Raw genomic sequence first — 20,390 nt, 5'->3', positions numbered from 1 at the left:
TTCGTCGAATTTACTTCGCCTTGGCGACGATCGATTCGAACGGCTTGTAAGCTTCCTTGGCGAGTTCGGCATAGAGATCGCCAAGCTTGGTGGCCTCGGTGACGAAGCTCTCATAGGACTGCTTGGCATAGTCGGACTGGATCTCGATCGCCTTGTCCAGCGACTTGGCGGAAAAGAGCTTCTCGACAGCGGCGCTACCGGCTTCGAAGCTTTTCTTGGTGTACTCGCCCGCCTCGGCGGCGATAGCCTGTGCACCCTTGGACAGCGAGGCGAAGCTCTTCAATCCGGTGTCCGCAAATTCCTTGCCGTATTTGCTGAAATCTTCATAGGTCTGGGTCATTTCACGCTTTCCCTTGAACGGTTGCCTTGGACGATAGACGCGCCTTGTCGGGCCGCGTTGTGCAATGCGTGTAAATATATTGTGCAGTGCACAAAAGTCAAGATTCCCGCGGCAATGCGCATCGTGAGCTGCCGGCAATCGCTAAGATTCGAATAAAGAGAAGCTCAATCCCGCAGAAAATGGTGAACGCGGCGGTTACCATAAACGGATTGGTAACGCTGCCCGCGTTAGCGTGGCCGAAGGTGAGGCAGGACCCCTTTGCCGCCTCCAAGGCAACGGAAATTCAAAGGAACTATCAGTGCGTAAGGCGTTGTCGGGCTTCGTTTCCAAATCCGCGTCCCCCCTCAAAACGATCATGATCCTCGCTATGGCGATGAGCTTCGTCGTCGCGGACGCGGCTTCATCCATGGCGGCCAAGTCGGCGGCCATCGTCATCGATGCCAAGACCGGCAAGGTGCTTTATTCGTCGGATGCCGATGGCCGGCGCTATCCGGCTTCGCTTACCAAGATGATGACGCTTTATCTGACGTTCGAGGCATTGGCGAAGGGCAGGATCAGCAAGAATTCCCCGGTCGTGTTCTCGGCCAATGCCGCTGCCGAGCCGCCGACGAAGCTAGGCGTCAAGCGCGGCAGCTCGGTCACGGTCGAGACCGCGATCCTGTCGATGGTGACCAAATCGGCAAACGATTCCGCAACGGCGCTTGGCGAGATGCTCGGCGGCAATGAAGCCAATTTCGCCCGCATGATGACCGCCAAGGCGCGGGCGCTGGGCATGAGGGGAACCGTTTTCCGCAACGCCAACGGCTTGCCTGATCCCGGCCAGTTCACAACCGCGCGCGACATGGCGATGCTCGGCATCGCCCTGAGAGAGCATTTTCCGCAATATTACGGCTATTTCTCGCAGCGCTCCTTTCTTTATGGGCGGCAGCGCATCAACGGCCATAACCGTCTGCTCGGACGCATCAAGGGCGTCGACGGCATCAAGACCGGTTACACCCGCGCCTCCGGTTACAATCTGGTCTCCTCGGTCTCGGATGGCGATCGGCGGATCGTAGCGGTGGTCATGGGCGGCAGATCCGGCGGCAGCCGCGACAGCCAGATGGCCGGGTTGATCAATGCCTACATGCCGAAGGCCTCGTCGAGCGGCGGCGGCGTGCTGATTGCCAAGGCTGGCGGTGGCAATCCGATTTCAGCCTTGGCCAAGGTATTTCTACCGAACCATGACGCGCCGACACCGGACAGTAAGCCGAACGACGATGCCGTTGCCTCCCTTGTCGAGGAAAATGCGCCCGTCGTTGAAGAAACCACTCCGGTCGTTCAGGCCAAGAGGGTCAAGACGACGGCCGCGGCGACCGTGGACGACGTGGCGACAGCCCGGGTCGCCGCAGCCTATGCCGAACCGGCGGCAGAGGTCGATCCGGTCAGCACGGCCTCGGTGCCATCCGGCTGGGCAATACAGGTCGCCTCGTCGCCAAAACAGGCCGAAGCGAAGGCTTTCCTCGACAAGGCGACGAAGCAGGCACCCTCCGTTCTGGCCGATGCCTCCGGTTTCACCGTCGCCTTCGACAAGGACGGCGTCACCTACTACCGCGCCCGGTTCGGTGGTTTCGGTTCGAAGACCGCTGCCTGGAAGGCCTGCAACGCTTTGAAAAAGAAGAAGATCGAGTGCTACGCCGTCCAGCAGTAAGCGGCGCGCGAAACGATATCTTTCCCGAAAGTTCTGCGTCGAAGGAGACTAGTTGTGATTGGAGAGCAAGACGTCCTTGGCTTCATTGATCCGCGCCGCCAGGAAAGACGTGCCACCGATATCGGGGTGCAGGCGCTGCATCAGGCGGCGGTGCGCCTTGCGGACATCCGCCGCGGCAGCCCCCGCTTCAAGACCAAGGATCTTGTAGGCCTCCTCCTTAGTCATGGCGCCAGAACCTGGCGCAACACCCAGCCCTTCGCCGTCATTCGCATCAGCGTCTTTGCGCCAGATGGGAAATCTGCCGTCAAGATACGTCTCTAGCAATTGGCGGCTCTCCGGATCGCCGGAGAGTTCGCGATAGAGTTGCTGCAATTCGGCACGCCCCATCGAGCCAAGCATCTTGCCTTCATGGCGCCCGGCCAGCACGAGGCCTTCGAGGCCGCCGGTATCGTGATCGAGTTCCATTTCAAGCGCCGCGGTACGAACTGTCGAACGCTTGCCTTGTGCCAGTTTTGCCGCCGGCCGATTCATGCGCATGGAGCCGTACCAGGCGAGCGCAACCGACAGGATCAAGCCGCCGATGCCCTCGCGCCCGACCAGCAGCACGGCGACGCCGACCAGCCCGAGCAGTACAGGTCCAAGCGTTCTCATGCCGCCTGCAAGCTTCGCCGCATCGGCGCGCAGGAAGATGGTGAGCATGCCGAGAAGCACTAGAAGCAACGCTACAAAAGCGATAATTGCGCTCATCAGTTTCCGCCGCCCCGCATATGCTCGATCATCAGCCGGTCTTCCGGTCTGCCCCGGGCCTCCAGTGCTTTCAGCCCGCCGGTCGCAAACACGGCGACGGACGAAAGCAGGCCGGCCAAGGTTGCGGCAGCCCGCCGATCGAAGCGGAACCAGGCCCCTTTCGACAGCCGCGCAATCTCCTTGAACGCCTTTTCCGCGGCGGCATCATCGCCCTCCTGAAAGACGAAGACAGGAACGCCGTGCAGACCGAGGCTGCCGGCCTTTTCGGCCAGATCATCTATGTTTTCTTCCATCGCGTCGCCGATATAGACCAGCGCGTTGACCTTGGCCGCCGCCGTCTGTTTCAGGGCATGGGCGAGCACCTTGCCGATCTGGGTATGGCCGCTGCGGCAGTCGATGCGCGTCATCAGCTGCTTCAGAGCTTCGGTATCGGTGACGAATGCGGAGGAGCGGCACTCGCCAAGGCCGCGAAAATAGACAAGTTGAACCTTGAGCGCCCCGGCCTTGCCGACGGCGTCGAACATCTCGGCCTGCAGCGCACAGGCGAGATCCCAGGTCGGCTGGCGGCTCATCGTCGCGTCGAGGGACAGGATCAGCCTGCCTGACCCGGTGGCGGATGCAGCGAGCGTCCTTGCCTGACGGAGAAACGCGTCGATCTCGCCGGTGCTCGATTGAGACTCGACCGGTGCAGGATTGGCCCTTGCAGGCACGGGCTGCTTCTTGTCGCTCATGACATTCAAGATGTGGCGTTGTTCCCCGGCTTGCAAGCCCAGATGAGGCGACCTGGAGGACCGATGATGCAATTGCGGACAAGCACTTCGGCTGGCGGTCTTGGCGTTGCGGTTCTCGGCGTCAGAGCAGGCCGAGATCGGCAAGCTCTCGCCTGAGCTTCGGCGGCATCTCGATCAGCCCGGCTTTGCCCTTGCCGAGATCGGCCGGCGCGTCCGCCTGCTTCAGGTAGCGCCATCCCTGGAATGCACGGCGCGGTTGCCAGTCAGTGCGCACGACGTCGGGATCGAGGATCAGATGGCAACGGCCGATGCCCTCGTCATCGGTGAAGGGGCGGATTTCGGTGATCAGCTGGCGGCATTGGACATTGCCCTTGATCACCCAGTAGAGCGAGCCGCCGTCGGTAATCTCGACGCCGCGTGTCGGCACCATGCGGGTGGTGTGGTAGTGCTCGGCCGGTTCGCCGGCGCGGCGCCGCTCGTCGAGACGGAAGGCAATCCACTCTTCCAGATCCTCGACGCTGTCACAGCCGACGCAAAGCTTTATGAGATTGAGAGACATCGTTTAAGGTTTAGTCCAGCACGCGAACGCGTCAACGGCCTGATCGACTTCTCCACAGTGGTGGTCCAGGCCACCAGATTGGCTCTCAGCACTCCACGACATTGACTGCCAATCCGCCAAGGCTGGTTTCCTTGTACTTTTCGTTCATGTCGAGGCCGGTCTGGCGCATCGTCTCGATCGCGGCATCGAGCGGCACGAAATGAACGCCGTCGCCCTTGATGGCCAGCGAAGCGGCGGTCACCGCCTTGACGGCACCAAGCGCATTGCGCTCGATACACGGCACCTGCACCAGCCCGCCGACCGGATCGCAGGTCATGCCGAGATGATGTTCCAACGCGATCTCGGCAGCGTTCTCGACCTGCTCGGGCGTGCCGCCCATGACGGCGCACAATCCCGCCGCAGCCATTGCCGAAGCCGAACCGACCTCGCCCTGGCAGCCGACTTCCGCCCCCGAGATCGAAGCATTGGTTTTGATGATGCCGCCGACGGCCGCCGCCGTCAGCAGGAAATCGCGTATGCTGGGCTGGTCGGCTTCTGGATGGAAATGCAACCAGTAGCGCAGCACTGCGGGCAGAGTGCCGGCCGCCCCATTGGTTGGCGCGGTGACGACACGGCCGCCGGCGGCGTTCTCCTCATTGACCGCCATCGCATAGATCGACAGCCAGTCGTTGGCGAGCAGCGGGTTGGGCCGGTTCTGCTGCCATTGCTCCTGCAGCTTGTCGTGCAGCATCCGGGCACGGCGGCGCACCTTGAGTCCGCCCGGCATGATGCCGCCTTGCGACAGGCCGCGCTCGATGCAGCCCTTCATGGCGCTCCAGATGCCGTCGAGGCCGGCGTCGAGCTCCTCGCGCGACATCTGCGTCTCCTCGTTGACGCGCTTCATCTCGGCAATGGAAAGCCCGCTTTTCGCTGCCATGGACAGCATTTCGACGGCGTTCTTGAACGGATACGGAACCTTCTTGCCTTCGGTTGTCGCCGAGCCCCTTGCTTTCATCCGCTGCAGTTCCTCCTCGGACACTACGAAGCCGCCGCCGATCGAATAATAGACGCGCCTCAGCAGCAACCGGTCGCCGGCGTCATAGGCAGAGAAGGCCATGCCATTGGCGTGACCCGGCAGCGGCGTCTTGCGATCCAGCACCAGATCCATTGCCGGGTCGAAACGATAGGACGGATGGCCGGGCGGCGAGATCCGCTTCTCGGCGGCGATGCGAGCGACGATGCCGTCCGCCTGGTCGGGATCCACCGTCTGCGGCGTCTGGCCGGCGAGGCCGAGCACCACGGCACGATCGGAGCCATGGCCGATGCCGGTATAGGCGAGCGAGCCATGCAGGCTGGCCGCGATCCGGTCGACCTTGGCGCCGGCCGGGCGCGGCCAGTCGTCTCCCGCAATCTCGTCGAGAAACCGCCGTGCAGCCGTCATCGGCCCCATCGTGTGCGAACTCGATGGGCCGATGCCGATCTTGAACAGGTCGAAAACCGAAAGGAACACGTGGGCGTTTTCTCCTGGGACCTTGTTGAGGTCTACATATAGGAATTCCCATGGTGTTGTCCGCTGTTTTGAAGATTGCGGCGCTGCACCTGCCGACCTTGTTTGCTCCGGCAGCGACATTCCAGCTTCGGCCATCGAAGCGTCCCCTCCGCCTGTGGTAAAAGCAACGCATGAGCGATTCCTTTCATCTATCGATGGCCGACCTTGCGGCGCTGGGGTTCTTCCTTGCCGCGTGGGTGCTGCATACGCTCGCCGCGGACGGAATGCTGGTCAGCCGCGTCTCGCTGACGAGGGCGATGAACGCGCAGCGCGAGGCCTGGATGCGGACCATGGCCGAGCGCGAGATCCGCATCGTCGACACCGCCATCATGAGCGGCCTGCAGCAGGGAACCGCCTTCTTTGCCTCCAGTTCGCTGATTGCGATCGGCGGCTGTTTTGCTTTGCTCGGCGCCTCCGACCAGGTTCTGACCGTGCTGAGTGACCTGCCGCTTGGCGCCACGTCCTCACGCGCGGCGTTCCAGACGAAGGTGTTCGGCCTGGTGCTGATCCTGGCCTTTTCCTTCTTCAAGTTCGGCTGGGCTTACCGGCTGTTCAACTATTGCTCGATCCTGATCGGCGCCGTGCCGATTCCGCATGGCGAGGCGTCGCGCAATCCGGTCACCGAAACGGCAGTCTGGCGTGCGGCGCGCATGAACATGCTGGCCGGGAAGCATTTCAATTCGGGCCTGCGCGGCGTGTTCTTCTCGATTGGCTATCTTGGCTGGTTCGTCGATCCCGCCGTTTTCGTGCTTTCGACGCTGCTGCTGCTGGCGGTGCTGGTGCGCCGCCAGTTTTTCTCGGCGGCGCGGCAGGCGGTGCTCGGTCAGCCGCCCGGCCCGGGAAAAGGCCGATCGATGCGGCCCGACAGCCAGTAGGCGGTGAGCCCTATCCATTCGCGGATCGCAACAGTGGTGACCTCCAGCCAGTCGCCGGGATAGGGGAACGTGGCGATGCCTTCCCTACCGGAGGTGCGATAGTCGACTGGCCACGGAATGGTCGAAAAGCCGGCTTTGTCGAACAGCGCCTTGGCGCGTGGCATGTGGAAGGCCGAGGTCACCAGCAACCAGGTCTCGCCTGGTTTCGGCATCACCAGTTCCCTGGTAAAGACAGCGTTCTCGTAGGTGTTGCGGGATTTGCTCTCGAGGATCAGCCGATCGGCCGCCACGCCGAGAGCGGCAAAAAGACGCGGTGCGGTATCTGCATCGCCTTCGCCTCCGCGGAAGATTTCGATGCTGCCACCGGAGATAACGACTTTCGCTGTCGGAAACCGCCGCGCCAGCACGGCCGCCTCGACCATCCGGTCGCCACTGGAGTTCATTTCATAGCTGCCACGCACCAGATTGACGGCACCATCCAGACTGCCGCCAAGCACTATGATACCGTCGACCTTTTCCGGCAGCGGCGGCCTGGGGAAGCGCTCCTCCAGCGGATTTAGCATCATGGGGCCGAGCGGGCTCCATGTCGCAACAACAAGGATGAGGAAGGCAAGAGTGCTGCCAACGGCCGCCAATCGCCGCCGGCCGAACATCGCCGCGACCAGCCCCGCCAGCAGCAGGAAGATCGCGAGATTCAACGGCTGAACGAAGAACCAGAGAATCTTGGAGACATAGAAGAACATCCCTCACCCCCTCAGATGAGAAACGATCCTACCACCATTTATCCGGCTGAAATGTGCCGGCCGCCTGTTCGATGACATGGGCGGTCTGGAACAGCGTTTCCTCGTCGAAGGGCCGGCCGATCAGCTGCAGGCCGAGCGGCAGCCCCTTGGCGTCGAGCCCAGCCGGAACCGCTATGCCGGGCAGGCCGGCCATGTTCACTGTCACCGTAAAAATGTCGTTGAGATACATCTTGACCGGGTCGGCGGCCATGTCCTCGTCGGCGATGCCGAAGGCGGCGGAAGGCGTTGCCGGCGTCAGGATGACGTCGACGCCTGCGGCGAACACATTTTCGAAGTCGCGCTTGATCAGGGTTCGAACCTTCTGCGCCTGTAGATAGTAGGCATCGTAGTAGCCGGCGGAAAGCACATAGGTGCCGATCATGATGCGGCGCTTGACCTCGCGCCCGAAGCCGGCGGCGCGGGTCTTTTCATACATGTCGACAATGTCCTTGCCGGGCACGCGCAACCCATAGCGGACCCCGTCGTAACGGGCGAGGTTGGACGAGGCTTCGGCAGGCGCCACGATGTAATAGGCCGGCAGCGCGTATTTGGTGTGCGGCAGCGAGATATCGACGATCTCGGCGCCGGCATCCCGCAGCCAGGCAATGCCTTTCTGCCACAGCGCCTCGATCTCCGCGGGCATGCCGTCGACTCTATATTCCTTGGGGATGCCGACCTTCATGCCCTTGATCGGGCGGCCGATCGCCGCCTCGTAGTCCGGCACCGGCAGGTCGACGGACGTCGTGTCCTTCGGGTCGACCGAAGCCATCGACTTCAACAGGATCGCGGCATCGCGGACGTCGCGCGCGATCGGCCCGGCCTGGTCGAGCGACGAGGCGAACGCTACGATCCCCCAGCGCGAGCAGCGGCCATAGGTCGGCTTGATGCCGACTGTGCCAGTGAAGGCGGCGGGCTGGCGGATCGAGCCGCCGGTGTCGGTGGCGGTGGCGCCTGCGCACAGGAAGGCCGAGACGGCTGATGCCGATCCACCGGACGAACCGCCCGGCACCAGTTGGGCATTGTCCAACGTGCGCGCGGTCCTGGTGCCGCACGCCGAAACGAAGCCACCCTCGCCCTGATGTGTCGTCGGCATCACCACCGTGTCGAGGCGCGAACGCCGCCACGGGTTGATCACGGGCCCATAATACGAGGTCTCGTTGGACGAGCCCATGGCGAACTCGTCCATGTTGAGCTTGCCGAGCATGACGGCGCCATCCGCCCACAGATTGGCCGTGACCGTCGATTCGTAGCGCGGCATGAAGCCGTCTAGCACATGGCTGCAGGCCTGGGTGTGGACGCCTTCGGTGCCGAACAAATCCTTGATGCCGAGCGGGATACCCTCGAGCGACCCGCCCTCGCCCTTGGCCAATTTCGCGTCGGAGGCCTTGGCCATGTCGCGCGCCTTGTCGTCGGTGACCACGACATAGGCATTGAGCGCCGGATTGGCTCGCTCGATCGCCGATAGATAGGCCTCGGTGACTTCGGTGGCGGTGATCTCCCTGGAACGCAATTTGGCGCGGGCCTGCGAAATCGTCAGTTGGGTCAGGTCGGTCATCAGGCAAGGCTCTTTTCGTAAAATACCGACCACTCGGAATCGGGATAATCCAGTACCGGGCCGCAGCGGGAAAAACCGGCGCGTTCGTAGACGGTCCAGGCGGCGGGATGACGGTCCCCCGTCTCCAGCACCAGACGCTTAAGCCCTTCTTGGCGCGCCAGCGCCTCGATACGCTCGACAATCTTCGCGCCGATCTTGCGGCCGCGATGCGAAGGTCGCGTATACATTCGCTTGACCTCGCCGACCACAGCATCGTGGCGCTTCAGTGCGCCGCAAGCGATGGCAAGGCCGTCATCGCGGGCGATGAAAACGGTCGTGTCGCGATCCGCCATCTGCTCGACGGTCAAATGATAGCAATGCTCCGGCGGCGTCAGCTCCAGCAATGTGGCGTTCAGCTCTTCGACCAGCCCACGCACATCGTCCTGCAGCGGCGTCTCAGCGGCGATGTCGATTGCCATCGGCCTGCTACTCCACGACCTTCGGCACAAGGAAGAAATTCTCGTCGGTCGCTGGCGCGTTGGCGACGATGTCAGCTGCCTTGCCGCCGTCGGTGACGACGTCCTGGCGCTTTTTCATTGCCATCGGCGTGACCGAGGTCATCGGCTCGACGCTGGAAACATCGACCTCATTCAACTGCTCGACAAAGCCCAAAATGGCGTTCAATTCGCCGGTCATACGCTCTGCATCCTCCTCGCTCACCGCAATACGGGCAAGGTGCGCGACGCGCTTCACGGTTTTTATATCAACGGACATGTTTGTGCCTCGGGGAAAACCAGCGCTATAGCGGCGCAGCGCGTGCCGCGCAACATGCATCGTGCCGACAACTGCCCTATGGCATCGTGACGCCGTCGCAGAGGAAATAACTGCCGCCGTTACCGCTCTGCTCGCCTTCGTCGGCGGCAGGCCGTACCGATACCAGGTCGATCTGCTTCGGGCTCATCTGTGTCAGTGAGAGAACATCGGGAAAGACGTAGCCCGGCTCCTGGCATATAGCGGTCACCGCCCAGCTTGGTGAGCGTGTCGCTTTGGTGATCTGCAGGAATTCACAATTATATTCGATGCTTTCCAGCCCATTTGCCGACAGCACGATATTGCCGCCCTCGATCACCGTCTGCAGCGTATCCTTTTTGGCCTGCGCGCAGAGATCCTCCGATTGCAGATAGACCCCGTTGATGAAATCCTCGGCGGCCAGCGCCGGCGACGCGGCAACCAGCATGGAAATGCAAAGAGAGTTTCTCAGATCCATGTCGTCATTCCGGTTCGCTGTCGCTACAGCGTAATCGTCTCGCCGATCTTCGGCAACGCCACTTTCACACCCGATCCGTCCAGCCCGGCCACGAATTTGTCGGCGGTCTGATCTATCATCGGAAATGTGCCGAAGTGAGCGGGAACGACCGTCTCGAACTTGAAGAAACGCTGGCAGGCAAGGGCTGCCACCGCGCCGCCCATGGTGAAGCGATCGCCGATCGGCACGATGCCGATCTTCGGTTCATGCAACTCGTTGATCAGGGCCATGTCGGAAAAGATGTCGGTGTCGCCCATGTGATAAAGCGTCTTGTCCTCGGGGAAGTGCAGGACAAGCCCGCCCGGATTGCCGAGATAGGTATTCTGGCCGCCCTCGCCCGGAAACGACGATGAATGCAGAGCCTGAACGAAGGTGGTGGTGAAGCCGCTGCAATCGACCGTACCGCCGATATTGCCGGGATTGATCTGCTTGTTACCGACGCCCTTGCCGACCAGGTACATGCAAATCTCGAAATTGGCGACCAGCATCGCGCCGCTCTTCTTGAGCACTTCGATGGCGCCGCTGATGTGGTCGCTGTGGCCATGGGTGAGCAACACGTGCGTGACCCCTTCGGCCGGCCCTTCCCACCCACCCGTCCACGACGGATTACCGACCAGATAGGGGTCGATGAGGATTTTCGCGCCTTCGATTTCGATTCGGAATGCCGAATGTCCGTACCAGGTCAGTTTCATCAATGCTTTCCTCGATTTTTGCTTCGGTAGAGGATAGAACGCCGACGGCGAAATTAAAGTGCCGCGCACGCTTTGCGCGTATAGGACGTGCGGCGTCGCGGTCAAAGGAAAAGCCATTGGGCATCATCACCATCGAGGAGTTGCCGGCCCGGCTCGGCGGCGGCAAGACCCTGGCCGGTCTCGACCTCGGCGATAAGACGATCGGCGTGGCGGTTTCCGATCGCGGCTTGTCCTTCGCCCACCCGCGCGCTGTCATCATGCGCAGGAAATTCTCGCTCGATGCCGCAGTGCTGCTCGCTCTGCTACAGAAGGAAAATGCCGGCGCCGTGGTGATCGGCCTCCCCATCAATATGGACGGCTCGGAAGGCGCGCGCGCCCAAAAATCCCGCGCTTTCGTGCGCAATATGGCTGGATTGACCGATCTGCCCTTCGTCTTCTGGGACGAGAGGCTGTCGACGGTGGCGGCCGAGCGGACGTTGATCGAGATGGATTTTTCCCGCAAGAAACGCGCCGGCAAGATCGATTCGGCAGCTGCGGCCTTCATCCTACAGGGTGTTCTCGACCGGCTTCAGAGCCTGCTTGCAAACCCTTAACGCCAAGACCAATTGCTTCGCAGATCGCTAGTTTTTCACCACCCTTCGACACGCCAAGGATGGCCCGTATCTGTTCGTCGCGAATATGAACGAATTTTTCCGAAAGGACTTCGACGCGACTGAGGGCCGACAAGTTGTCAACTTGTCTGGAAGATTGCACCTGCCAATCTTGAAATGCCCTCTGTATTGATCTTCTGAAGCCGTCATCATCGCTTACCTGCCGCGGTGCGATTGGCGCAATCGGGAAAAGGCTCCTCCGTGCACATCAGTGGCCCGTCACGCTGCATCAACCCTTTCGAGCTTGGAAGCTTTAATCATTTCGCGCGCCAATTTTTTGGCTGTTTGTAGACCTTGCTTGTAATCGTCCGCCGCCATTGAAAGAGATTCGGGAGATGTTGCCCCTTCAAGATCGTCGGCCGACCAGTCGTCAGAAAGACGCTTGCTGATGGCGTAGCAAGTCACTTTCCCGACGCGAAACGCCGCTGATCGGCGTGCTGCACGGAGGCATTCCGATCGCACAACCTCGGGCTCCCCCGTGCCTACGAGTTCCCGTTCCAAATCGGCGGCCATACGTTCTATGATTGGGTACAGGCCATTGACAAAGAGCGTTTGAGATTCGCTGTAGTATCGTCCAGCACGGCCTTTTACGCCCTTGTCCGAAATCTCATCGGGGTCTAACAGGATCGTGATGGTGGGCACGCGCTCCAGCGCCTGCATCGCTTTGGAGGGCTTAGAACCGGCTGGTGCTTTGCGAACTTTTTCCTGCGTAGCACGTGCACCACTGCGGCCAGTCGGCTCATCGGGGCCGATGAATTCAGTGTTCCCAGGAAGATCTTGGTCGATATCTACGCGCTCGCTTGCGTCGCTACCCTCAAAGTGGCTTTCCATGTTCAACGCGCTAAAGTTTCTAGAAGGTTTGAACGCCACCGTAGGCACGCGAAACTCATCTAAAAGTTTTTGGAGGTCGGTTTGGATGTCATCCAGATTGTCATCGGATTCCGGTGACTCGGATCGAATGACATCTTTCACCCAATCCGGCATCAACTCCCGGACATAGTCGACAAAGTCTTCTGCGGTCAGTGGTGCACGGTCTTTGGGCCACATGAGCCCATCGCGATATTGGTTGGAAAGCGCCATCGTGTCAGGGATTTCGATTTCAACCGTAAGCACCTTCGAGCCAAACGGGATACCGAATTTCGGTGCTGCTGCTGACCAAGCTTTGCTGGTTTTGATGTCATAGCGTTCGCTCTTATGCACCACCGCGCAGAAGGTGGTGGACGAGGTTGCCGGATTGGCTCGAGCACTGAGCGAATGACTCGACATCGGGTGCTTCGGGTCGTGAATGTAATGGATAGTCAGGCCGGTGTCAGCGTCGTGGACGCGCTGGCTATTGGGCAGCTTATCGAGAACGTCCGCGAGTGGTCTGAGTTGCCGGTATTTGCCAGTTTCATCTTTGCCGCCTCCTTTGGTCATCGCGACGTCGATGCGAACTTCAACTCCCTCGGAGAAGGCGGCGAAGCGACGAAAGATGGTACTTGGTACATAGCTGCGATCGACAGATTTTCCTCTGCCCAAAGGTTCCGCGACGGTGTCATGATCCTCGCTTTCACCGAAAAGAATCACTTCGGTCCAGTCGTATTGCGTTTGTCTGCCTTCGGCGACAGCCGCCGCAGTGACGTCATAGACGGTATCGTAACTGCCGTCCGGCAGCATCGCAGGGAAGCGGACATATGTGCCTTCTTCCTTGTCGTAGCCGATGGTTATTTCGGACACTGAGCCGTTCTTGCATGAACGATATCTGATCCCGGCCTTAGACATCGTCAGTCCGGACACTTTGGCTCCGATCCCAAAATTGGCATCAAGAGCCATGTCCTTGCCGATCGATGAGGATAGGTCGGTCGCCCTCTTAAGCTCCGCACCGTCCATGCCAGGACCGGTATTCCAGAAGGCTAATTTGCGCACTCTATCGATCTCGACAGGATAAATCTCGATGCGCCGATTTCCGACCGGTGCCAGCGCCGCGCTTTCATCTGCGTTCTTGAAGAACTCTCGAATTAGGGTGCTGACAGGCGCCTGTTCAATCAGGCGATTAATAAGGAACCGTTTGTCGTTGATGTTAAGCGGTTCGGCTTTCACTGCGGTTGCCCCTTGAGCTTGAACTTGTTGAAAGTCTCACCTGTGGTGGAACTGAATTTTCGCTCTATTTCCGTCGTCGCGTCACGCAAGGCTTTGACGATCGTTTTAACATCAGCATCCGTGTATTCGTACGCTCGACTGTTCGAAAGATTGCCGATTTTCCTGATAGCGTCCAGCGCAAGCTGGGTACGCCCTTCCGCCAGTCTTACAAAATTTTCACGTTTCTCATTTTTTCCTGCCAAATCTTCCTCCGCATACATCCGATGAATATCAGATAGCCAAGACGCTCGGCAAAAGTCAAACATATTTTCATGAATTTCACGATGATATTCACATCATGAATTACGGAAAATGCTAAGTGGCGGAGATGCGTGACCCCTATCGCTTGGCGCGCCTTGGCATGCTGGAGAATTCCATATCGCGAAACACGGATTGCGATGTTTGTATTGTCGCACGTTGCTGCGTGCCCCGTCCGACCGGGATTCTTTGCTGAGAAAGCTAGCTTTGAAGCTTCTTGGCCAAATCTGTTGGTATCAAGAGAGCTCCATCAGGGCCGAGATCGACATACTCCATCAGATTCGCACGGCTAAAAATCTTCCAGATTTTTTGGCTTGCGCGTGCGAAAATGGCCTCTAGTCTAGAAAAAGGAGCATTCGACACTGCCGTTGAAGGGCCCGAAAGCCTAGCTCTCCCGGCCACGCGCCCTCATTGAAGAGGCGGTGAACGAAGAAGTCGCGTTTCGATTTCACCCATTGAGGTATGCGATACCTGCATGTGCCACCCCATGCTTCGACAAGGTCGTGATAAGATTTCCTAGGGTCGAGCTTTGAAGCTGGTCTCGCTTCTGGATCAGTTCCCACGCGGCGCTATCGGCTCCGAGGAGCTTCGACACCTTAATCCGGCCACAAATCGACATCGCATTGATGATGGCATCCTCCATCAGAGAGAGATGCACGAACGTGGAACCAATTTGGTAGCAATAGTGAATTCGTTCGGCGTTGATGTCCTCTTCCTGCGCAACAATCGTGCGAAAGCCTTGAGCATCAAGTGGTGCCCTTTTGCTCATGAGCGTCGAGCTATCTCCTCCAGGTTCAGCCCACTGGCCGCGAAATGTGCCTTGAGCACTTTGCGGTACTCCTGGCTCGTGCCGTCAATTGCTTCAGCTAGATCGATCTCAGTAACCTCGAATTTATCGGGAATTGAGAAAAGCAGTTCGTGGCCGATGACGCAGTCAACGACATAGTCGTAGCCAACACTGTGATCTTCGTGATGTTCGACAGCGCACAGACCAAAATGTTTGTTTATGAGTGGATTTATATTCTTGTACAAGAACTTAGCGCGAGCCTACGAAGGTCCACGTTCTCGCCAGGCGAGCAAAAATGCTGGATAGCATTGCGCGCTTTGCGCAACTTTTCAAAGCTATCCAAGTCGGGAAGGCGTTCGCCGGTAGCTACCCAGAGCAGTTTTGCAAGATGTTCAAAATTGTAGGTCTTTCCCTTCTCGATGATATGTTCGATTTTTAAATCTTGATTGACCGGGTCGTCGAGTTGAAATAGGTCGCGAAATATTAGGAGCGGATGCTCCTTTGCTACGATCGCTTTGATGAACAATTCGCCGGCCATGGCGGCGTTTAGAACAGACATATCGGTCCAGTGATCCATGCCAGGATCGTAATAAACCGCATGTTGATTAGCTTGGGTTAGCGCCCCAATCGCTACGTCGAGGATTCGAGCGGGTATATTTTTCAAAGCCTCATGCATATGCTTCAGGTGCTCGGCGTCGATGCCTGGTCGAAATAGCGGTTGCGCATCGCCGTGATCCAGCCACCAATTGCCTTGCGGCGGCGAAATGCCCAGAACCCCGTCAGCAGCAGCCCATCGAACACGCAAGCTTTCGCCACCATGCCCGGAATGAGTGCCGGATCGACGCCGAGCATCTGTCCATAGAGCTGGAAGACGAGATCGTGCAATTGACGGCTCAGCATGACGTAGCCGAAATTGATGTCGTTGAGCGACAGAAAGAACCAGCCCCAAAACAAGAGGAGCGGAGCCGCCCAAAGCGCGAACAAGGTGCGCATCAGCGGTCGTCCCTCGAATCCAGCCGGCCGGAAATGCGGGCAAGCGAGGAATTATGCGCCGCTGCCTTGGCCATGACATGCGCGGCCGCTCGGATGTCGCCGGTCCCTGGAACTGCCGCGGCAACGGCCGACCGCCGCTCGGCGAGCATCGCGACATAGGACGCCAGAGGTGCCGCCAATTGCACCGCAACAACCATGAACAGCCCATTGATGCCTTGCGCGGCGCCGCCGATGACTATCAGCGACAGCACGCCCAAGGCGGAGATGAAGGCGATCCGCACGACGCTGTCGGCAGGATCCGGGTTGGTCGCGTGGCTGGTCAGTGCTTCAACAAAGGCCCAGCAGAACAACACCGCGACGACAAGCAGTGCCACGGCGAGCGGTGCCACGACGACGGCGTTTTCGAGATCGGCAAATCGAGTGTTCTGGACGGGAACGCCCAGTACGCCAAGGGCCGTCGCCACGCCTCGATTCCCGTCGATGCAGATGAACGCCAGCAGGGCGAAAACGGCCGCCCAATGCAATGCCAGAAAAGAGCTCAGAATATGCCGCATGACGCTCCCGCTTCGCAGGGCAAAGCCGCTCAAGCTGAACAGTCCTTGCCTTAACCATAACATTGGGCTTTGCCACCGGCCGCCGCAACGGAAACCATTCGTTAAGGTTAACGGCCATCCACAGGGGCGCGAGAGCGGCAGCGAGTTTGGCGACGGCACCTAGTTGATCGGCGGGTAGAGCGTATCGATGATCATGCGGGCATCATGGCGCGAATCGATCATGCCATAGGTATTGCGCCACTGGCCGGCGAGGCGCGTTTCCACGAAGGCGTCGGCGATCCGCCCTGCCCCCAGCCTGCGAAGCTCTGCCGCCGCCGCCGACAATGCCAATTGCTCGGTCAACAGCCGCGCCGAGCCCTCGTCGGTTGCTGCGACCTGCATTGCCGCCTTGAGCACGCCGACGGTGCCGCGTCCGCCGGCGCCTAGATCGCGGTCGATGCCGGCCAGCACGTCGTCGAACAGGCCCGGCGCGCGGCCGAGCACGCGCAACACGTCGAGCGCCATGACGTTGCCTGAACCTTCCCAGATCGCGTTGACCGGAGCTTCGCGATAGTAGCGGGCGAGCGGCCCCTCCTCGACATAGCCATTGCCGCCGAGGCACTCCATCGCTTCATAGAGCAGCGGCGGCGCAATCTTGCAGACCCAGTATTTGACGACAGGCGTCATGGCGCGGGCGAAGGCCGCCTCGCCGCGGTCGCCGGCCGCCTCGTCGAAGGAGCGCGCCAGCCGGAACGACAGCGCGGTAGCGGCGGCAACGTCGAGCGCCATATCGGCCAACACACGCTGCATCAGCGGCTGCTCGATCAGATTGGTTCCAAACACCTTGCGGTGGCGCGTGTGGTGGACAGCCTCGGCCAGTCCGGCCCGCATGATCGCCGACGAGGCGACAGCGCAGTCGAGCCGCGTCAGGGTCACCATATCCATGATCGTCTTCACGCCGGCGCCGGGCTCGCCGACCATCTCGCCGATGGCACTGACGAATTCCACCTCCGACGAGGCATTGGAGCGGTTGCCGAGCTTGTCCTTCAGCCGTTGAAAACGGAAGCCGTTACCGGATCCGTCGCCGAGCAAGCGGGGCACGAGAAAGCACGACAGTCCCTCCGGCACCTGTCCGAGCACCAGGAAGGCATCCGACATCGGCGCCGACATGAACCATTTGTGGCCGGTCAGGCGATAAAACCCGCTGCCGGCGCGCTCCGCCTTGGTGACGTTGGAGCGGACATCGGTGCCGCCTTGCTTCTCGGTCATGCCCATGCCGAGTGTCAGCCCTGCTTTTTCGACCGGCGGCTTTTGGCTTTGATCGTACTTGCGCGTCGTCACCCGCGGCGCCCATTCGCGAAACAGCTTCGGGCTGGCCATCAGCGCTGCCAGCGAAGCGCTGGTCATGGTGATCGGGCAGAGATGCCCGGTCTCGAGCTCAGCCGTGAGATAAAAGCGCGCGGCGCGCACCTGGTGGCGACGGCCGATCTCGGCGTCGCCATTCTCCCAAACCGACGAATGCAGCCCGTTGGCAACAGAGCGGCGCATGAGCGCGTGATAGGCGGGATGGAACTCGACCTGGTCGATGCGCCGGCCCTGGCGATCATGGGTCCTGAGCTTCGGCGTCTCGACATTGGCAAGACGAGCCAGTTCCTGCGCTTCATGGGTCAGAACGAAACGGCCAAGCCCGTCGAGGTCCTTACGCACCGGATCGGAAAAGCGCTCGGCAAGCTGGATCAGCAACGGATCGCCCCGCCAGGCGTTGCCGCCGGCCAGCGGCGGCGGCTGGTTGGTCACGTCGTCAGTCACGCTTCGTCCTTATCACCTGAAGGCTGCGAATCCAAAGCCAAGGCGGTTTATAGCCTATGGCCAGCGGCGCGCGACGAAAATCCCGGGGAGAACCGATCCAATCCCAAGCCGATGCTTGCAGCCGCGGAGCCTCCCCCCTATAGCAGCGACTTGAGATGACCGACGCATCGTCCCTGCCACTTTATCCCCACCGCCATCTTCTGGGCATCCGCGATCTTTCCCCCGCCGACATAGAGCTTCTGCTCGACCGGGCGGACCGGGCCGTTGCCATCTCGCGGCAATCGGACAAGAAGACATCGACGCTGCGCGGCCGCACCCAGATCAATCTGTTCTACGAAGCCTCGACCCGTACGCAATCGTCGTTCGAGCTGGCCGGCAAACGGCTCGGCGCCGACGTCATGAACATGTCCGTAGCGAGCTCTTCGGTGAAAAAGGGCGAGACGCTGATCGATACTGCGATGACGCTGAATGCCATGCGTCCCGACATATTGATCATCCGCCATCAATCGGCCGGCGCGGCAGCACTTCTTGCCCAAAAAGTCGGCTGCTCGGTGGTCAATGCCGGCGACGGCGCCCATGAGCACCCTACCCAGGCGCTGCTCGACGCACTGACCATCCGCCGCGCCAAGGGTCCGCTGTCGAAGCTGATCGTGGCGATCTGCGGCGACATCCTGCATTCGCGCGTGGCCCGCTCCAATATCATCCTGCTCAACGCGCTTGGTGCCCAGGTCAGGGTCGTCGCCCCTTCGACGCTTTTGCCCGCCGGCATCGAGAAGATGGGCGTCATCGTCACCCGTTCCATGGCCGAGGGTCTGAAGGACGCCGACGTGGTAATGATGCTGCGCCTGCAGCGCGAACGCATGGAAGGCGCTTTCGTACCGTCGGTGCGCGAATATTTCCGCTATTTCGGCCTCGACGCCGAGAAGCTGAAGGCGGCCAAGGACGGTGCGCTGGTTATGCATCCCGGCCCGATGAACCGCGGCGTCGAGATCGCCTCGGAGATCGCCGACGGCCCGCAAAGCGTCATCCAGGAACAGGTTGAGATGGGCGTCGCCGTACGCATGGCGGTGATGGAAGCGCTGCTCGACCCGCGTCGAAACCACGAGGGTCGGGGCCGATGAGCATAACGGTCTTCAGCCGCGCCCGCATCGTCGACCCATCGCGCGGCATCGATGAGATCGGCACCGTCATCGTCGAAGGGCGCAAAATTGTTGCCGCTGGCAAGGCGGCCTTGAACCAGGGCGCGCCCGAAGCCGCCACGATCATCGAGTGCGCCGGCAAGGCGATCATCCCCGGCCTGATCGATGCGCGTGTCTTCATCGGCGAACCGGGCGGCGAACACCGGGAGACCATCGCCTCGGCCAGCGTGGCGGCAGCGGCCGGCGGCGTCACCTCGATTGTGATGATGCCCGATACCGACCCGGTGATCGACAATGTCGCATTGGTCGAGTTTGTGCTGCGCACCGCCAAGGATACAGCCATCGTCAACATCTTTCCGGCAGCGGCGATCACCAAGGGTCTCGAAGGCCGTGAGATGACCGAGTTCGGCCTGCTCCTCGAAGCCGGCGCGGTCGCCTTCACTGACGGTCGCCACATCATATCCAGCGCGCTGGTGATGCGCCGGGCGCTGACCTATGCGCGCGATTTCGGTGGCGTGATCGCCCACGAAACCCAGGATGCCGATCTCGCCTCGTCAGGCGTGATGAATGAAGGCCTATATGCAAGTTGGCTCGGCCTTGCCGGTATTCCGCGCGAGGCCGAATCCATCCCGCTGGAGCGCGATCTGGCGCTGGCGCGGCTGACCGGCGGCGCCTATCACGCGGCCAAGATCTCGACGGCGATGGCGGCGGCTGCTGTGACGCGAGCCAAGGCCGAAGGCGCCAATGTCACATCCGGCGTGTCGATCCACAATCTGTCGCTCAACGAGAACGATGTCGGCGAGTACCGCACCTTCTTCCGGCTGACGCCGCCGCTGCGCGCCGAGGAAGACCGGCTGGCGATGATCGAAGCGATCAAGGACGGCACCATCGACCTCATCGTCTCCTCGCACGACCCGCAGGACGTCGACACCAAGCGCCTGCCCTTTGCCGATGCTGCGGCCGGCGCCATCGGGCTGGAAACGCTGCTGGGCGCAGCGCTGCGGCTCTATCACAATGGCGACGTGATGCTGCTGCGGCTGATCGAGACACTGTCGACCGCGCCGGCAAGATTGTTCAGCCTGCCCGGCGGCACGCTGAAACCGGGGGCATTGGCCGACCTTGCGCTCGTCGATCTGGACGAGCCATGGGTCGTTAGCGAGAGCGGCATCCGCTCACGCTCGAAAAACACCTGTTTCGAAGGCGCGCGACTGCAAGGCAAGGTCTTGCAAACGATGGTGGCGGGCCGCACAGTGTTTTCGGCCTAAGACGAAGCGGGTGTCAGGTCTTCAACTTCGCTCAGCCAAGGAAAGTTCGGGGGAACA

Annotated in this window: 24 protein-coding genes; 5 read left to right on the top strand and 19 right to left on the bottom strand. The window is 60.7% G+C overall.

The features are described 5' to 3' along the window. Positions 1–10 precede the first annotated feature (10 nt). Positions 11–340 carry a phasin family protein gene (locus NKJ17_RS11045; protein ID WP_023674920.1) on the bottom strand — a complete coding sequence of 110 codons (330 nt, stop codon included), beginning with the start codon at positions 338–340 and terminating at the stop codon, positions 11–13. Between the two features lie 298 nt (positions 341–638). On the opposite strand from NKJ17_RS11045, the gene NKJ17_RS11040 reads away from it, so the two are divergent. Then, complete coding sequence (locus NKJ17_RS11040; RefSeq protein ID WP_352508478.1) at positions 639–2,027, top strand: SPOR domain-containing protein; 1,389 nt, start codon at positions 639–641, stop codon at positions 2,025–2,027. A gap of 48 nt (positions 2,028–2,075) precedes the next feature. Here the strand turns inward: NKJ17_RS11040 and NKJ17_RS11035 are convergent, their stop codons facing one another. The 4 genes from NKJ17_RS11035 to NKJ17_RS11020 all read right to left on the bottom strand — a co-directional run bounded on the left by NKJ17_RS11035 (position 2,076) and on the right by NKJ17_RS11020 (position 5,553). After that, positions 2,076–2,774 carry a DnaJ domain-containing protein gene (locus tag NKJ17_RS11035; RefSeq protein ID WP_254817325.1) on the bottom strand — a complete coding sequence of 233 codons (699 nt, stop codon included), beginning with the start codon at positions 2,772–2,774 and terminating at the stop codon, positions 2,076–2,078. Beyond that, positions 2,774–3,505, bottom strand: a complete 732-nt coding sequence (locus tag NKJ17_RS11030) for a vWA domain-containing protein (protein ID WP_352508477.1) — start codon at positions 3,503–3,505, stop codon at positions 2,774–2,776. The genes NKJ17_RS11035 and NKJ17_RS11030 overlap by 1 nt, the downstream gene beginning before the upstream one ends. Before the next feature lie 121 nt (positions 3,506–3,626). Beyond that, positions 3,627–4,064, bottom strand: coding sequence for a DUF1489 family protein (locus tag NKJ17_RS11025; protein ID WP_352508476.1), 438 nt, complete (start codon positions 4,062–4,064; stop codon positions 3,627–3,629). A gap of 85 nt (positions 4,065–4,149) precedes the next feature. Continuing rightward, a complete protein-coding gene (locus tag NKJ17_RS11020) occupies positions 4,150–5,553 on the bottom strand; it encodes an L-serine ammonia-lyase (RefSeq protein ID WP_352688313.1) in 1,404 nt (467 codons plus the stop codon). A gap of 170 nt (positions 5,554–5,723) precedes the next feature. Here NKJ17_RS11020 and NKJ17_RS11015 point away from each other — a divergent pair, with 170 nt between their 5' ends. Next, positions 5,724–6,467 (top strand): DUF599 domain-containing protein, encoded by a 744-nt coding sequence (locus tag NKJ17_RS11015; protein ID WP_352508474.1) that lies wholly within the window; start codon positions 5,724–5,726, stop codon positions 6,465–6,467. Here the strand turns inward: NKJ17_RS11015 and NKJ17_RS11010 are convergent. From NKJ17_RS11010 to NKJ17_RS10985, 6 genes are all read right to left on the bottom strand, one after another. Further along, the gene (locus NKJ17_RS11010) at positions 6,416–7,210 is read right to left on the bottom strand and encodes a YdcF family protein (protein ID WP_352688311.1); all 795 of its coding nucleotides are present in this window, start codon (positions 7,208–7,210) and stop codon (positions 6,416–6,418) included. The two genes, NKJ17_RS11015 and NKJ17_RS11010, sit on opposite strands and share 52 nt — an antisense overlap. Before the next feature lie 28 nt (positions 7,211–7,238). Continuing rightward, positions 7,239–8,804, bottom strand: a complete 1,566-nt coding sequence (locus NKJ17_RS11005; RefSeq protein WP_352508472.1) for an amidase — start codon at positions 8,802–8,804, stop codon at positions 7,239–7,241. Beyond that, the gene (locus NKJ17_RS11000; RefSeq protein WP_352508471.1) at positions 8,804–9,262 is read right to left on the bottom strand and encodes a GNAT family N-acetyltransferase; all 459 of its coding nucleotides are present in this window, start codon (positions 9,260–9,262) and stop codon (positions 8,804–8,806) included. Before NKJ17_RS11000 ends, NKJ17_RS11005 begins: the two co-directional genes overlap by 1 nt. Positions 9,263–9,269: 7 nt before the next feature. Continuing rightward, positions 9,270–9,557: an Asp-tRNA(Asn)/Glu-tRNA(Gln) amidotransferase subunit GatC gene (gatC, locus tag NKJ17_RS10995; RefSeq protein WP_352508470.1), complete on the bottom strand. Its 288-nt coding sequence runs from the start codon at positions 9,555–9,557 to the stop codon at positions 9,270–9,272. Between the two features lie 76 nt (positions 9,558–9,633). After that, complete coding sequence (locus tag NKJ17_RS10990) at positions 9,634–10,050, bottom strand: hypothetical protein (protein WP_352478939.1); 417 nt, start codon at positions 10,048–10,050, stop codon at positions 9,634–9,636. A gap of 23 nt (positions 10,051–10,073) precedes the next feature. Next, on the bottom strand, positions 10,074–10,781 hold the full coding sequence (locus NKJ17_RS10985) for a metal-dependent hydrolase (RefSeq protein ID WP_352508468.1): 708 nt from the start codon (positions 10,779–10,781) through the stop codon (positions 10,074–10,076). 116 nt (positions 10,782–10,897) lie between these two features. Here NKJ17_RS10985 and ruvX point away from each other — a divergent pair, with 116 nt between their 5' ends. Continuing rightward, a complete protein-coding gene (gene ruvX / locus NKJ17_RS10980; RefSeq protein WP_352508467.1) occupies positions 10,898–11,374 on the top strand; it encodes a Holliday junction resolvase RuvX in 477 nt (158 codons plus the stop codon). Between the two features lie 276 nt (positions 11,375–11,650). Here ruvX and NKJ17_RS10975 read toward each other — a convergent pair whose 3' ends face one another. The 8 genes from NKJ17_RS10975 to NKJ17_RS10940 all read right to left on the bottom strand — a co-directional run bounded on the left by NKJ17_RS10975 (position 11,651) and on the right by NKJ17_RS10940 (position 17,929). Further along, positions 11,651–13,510 (bottom strand): hypothetical protein, encoded by a 1,860-nt coding sequence (locus NKJ17_RS10975; RefSeq protein WP_352508466.1) that lies wholly within the window; start codon positions 13,508–13,510, stop codon positions 11,651–11,653. Further along, a complete protein-coding gene (locus NKJ17_RS10970; RefSeq protein WP_352508465.1) occupies positions 13,507–13,752 on the bottom strand; it encodes a hypothetical protein in 246 nt (81 codons plus the stop codon). The genes NKJ17_RS10975 and NKJ17_RS10970 overlap by 4 nt, the downstream gene beginning before the upstream one ends. Before the next feature lie 503 nt (positions 13,753–14,255). Next, positions 14,256–14,576 carry a hypothetical protein gene (locus tag NKJ17_RS10965; protein ID WP_352508464.1) on the bottom strand — a complete coding sequence of 107 codons (321 nt, stop codon included), beginning with the start codon at positions 14,574–14,576 and terminating at the stop codon, positions 14,256–14,258. Next, a complete protein-coding gene (locus tag NKJ17_RS10960) occupies positions 14,573–14,839 on the bottom strand; it encodes a hypothetical protein (RefSeq protein WP_352508463.1) in 267 nt (88 codons plus the stop codon). The genes NKJ17_RS10965 and NKJ17_RS10960 overlap by 4 nt, the downstream gene beginning before the upstream one ends. After that, positions 14,824–15,258, bottom strand: coding sequence for a hypothetical protein (locus NKJ17_RS10955; RefSeq protein WP_352688307.1), 435 nt, complete (start codon positions 15,256–15,258; stop codon positions 14,824–14,826). Before NKJ17_RS10955 ends, NKJ17_RS10960 begins: the two co-directional genes overlap by 16 nt. 17 nt (positions 15,259–15,275) lie before the next feature. Continuing rightward, entirely contained in the window at positions 15,276–15,587 is a 312-nt protein-coding gene (locus tag NKJ17_RS10950; RefSeq protein ID WP_352478942.1) for a DUF6105 family protein, read from the bottom strand. Next, a complete protein-coding gene (locus NKJ17_RS10945; RefSeq protein WP_352688305.1) occupies positions 15,587–16,141 on the bottom strand; it encodes a hypothetical protein in 555 nt (184 codons plus the stop codon). Before NKJ17_RS10945 ends, NKJ17_RS10950 begins: the two co-directional genes overlap by 1 nt. Before the next feature lie 159 nt (positions 16,142–16,300). Further along, positions 16,301–17,929 (bottom strand): DNA alkylation response protein, encoded by a 1,629-nt coding sequence (locus NKJ17_RS10940; protein WP_352508461.1) that lies wholly within the window; start codon positions 17,927–17,929, stop codon positions 16,301–16,303. Positions 17,930–18,084: 155 nt separating this feature from the next. On the opposite strand from NKJ17_RS10940, the gene NKJ17_RS10935 reads away from it, so the two are divergent. Together NKJ17_RS10935 and NKJ17_RS10930 are read left to right on the top strand one after the other, a co-directional pair. After that, complete coding sequence (locus NKJ17_RS10935; RefSeq protein WP_352688303.1) at positions 18,085–19,050, top strand: aspartate carbamoyltransferase catalytic subunit; 966 nt, start codon at positions 18,085–18,087, stop codon at positions 19,048–19,050. After that, positions 19,047–20,333 (top strand): dihydroorotase, encoded by a 1,287-nt coding sequence (locus NKJ17_RS10930; RefSeq protein WP_352688301.1) that lies wholly within the window; start codon positions 19,047–19,049, stop codon positions 20,331–20,333. Before NKJ17_RS10935 ends, NKJ17_RS10930 begins: the two co-directional genes overlap by 4 nt. Positions 20,334–20,390 lie beyond the last annotated feature (57 nt).

This window comes from Mesorhizobium sp. M0208 (assembly GCF_040322015.1).
Taxonomy (GTDB): domain Bacteria; phylum Pseudomonadota; class Alphaproteobacteria; order Rhizobiales; family Rhizobiaceae; genus Mesorhizobium.
The sequence above is the reverse complement of the archived record's forward strand: the minus strand, read 5'-3'. Positions and strand labels throughout refer to the sequence as shown.

Coding starts and splice junctions, on each gene's coding strand:
- NKJ17_RS11045 (WP_023674920.1), bottom strand. CDS start 340: ATGACCCAGACCTATGAAGATTTCAGCAAATACGGCAAGGAATTTGCG.
- NKJ17_RS11035 (WP_254817325.1), bottom strand. CDS start 2,774: ATGAGCGCAATTATCGCTTTTGTAGCGTTGCTTCTAGTGCTTCTCGGC.
- NKJ17_RS11030 (WP_352508477.1), bottom strand. CDS start 3,505: ATGAGCGACAAGAAGCAGCCCGTGCCTGCAAGGGCCAATCCTGCACCG.
- NKJ17_RS11025 (WP_352508476.1), bottom strand. CDS start 4,064: ATGTCTCTCAATCTCATAAAGCTTTGCGTCGGCTGTGACAGCGTCGAG.
- NKJ17_RS11015 (WP_352508474.1), top strand. CDS start 5,724: ATGAGCGATTCCTTTCATCTATCGATGGCCGACCTTGCGGCGCTGGGG.
- NKJ17_RS11010 (WP_352688311.1), bottom strand. CDS start 7,210: ATGTTCTTCTATGTCTCCAAGATTCTCTGGTTCTTCGTTCAGCCGTTG.
- NKJ17_RS11005 (WP_352508472.1), bottom strand. CDS start 8,804: ATGACCGACCTGACCCAACTGACGATTTCGCAGGCCCGCGCCAAATTG.
- NKJ17_RS11000 (WP_352508471.1), bottom strand. CDS start 9,262: ATGGCAATCGACATCGCCGCTGAGACGCCGCTGCAGGACGATGTGCGT.
- gatC (WP_352508470.1), bottom strand. CDS start 9,557: ATGTCCGTTGATATAAAAACCGTGAAGCGCGTCGCGCACCTTGCCCGT.
- NKJ17_RS10990 (WP_352478939.1), bottom strand. CDS start 10,050: ATGGATCTGAGAAACTCTCTTTGCATTTCCATGCTGGTTGCCGCGTCG.
- NKJ17_RS10985 (WP_352508468.1), bottom strand. CDS start 10,781: ATGAAACTGACCTGGTACGGACATTCGGCATTCCGAATCGAAATCGAA.
- NKJ17_RS10965 (WP_352508464.1), bottom strand. CDS start 14,576: ATGAGCAAAAGGGCACCACTTGATGCTCAAGGCTTTCGCACGATTGTT.
- NKJ17_RS10950 (WP_352478942.1), bottom strand. CDS start 15,587: ATGCGCACCTTGTTCGCGCTTTGGGCGGCTCCGCTCCTCTTGTTTTGG.
- NKJ17_RS10945 (WP_352688305.1), bottom strand. CDS start 16,141: ATGCGGCATATTCTGAGCTCTTTTCTGGCATTGCATTGGGCGGCCGTT.
- NKJ17_RS10935 (WP_352688303.1), top strand. CDS start 18,085: ATGACCGACGCATCGTCCCTGCCACTTTATCCCCACCGCCATCTTCTG.
- NKJ17_RS10930 (WP_352688301.1), top strand. CDS start 19,047: ATGAGCATAACGGTCTTCAGCCGCGCCCGCATCGTCGACCCATCGCGC.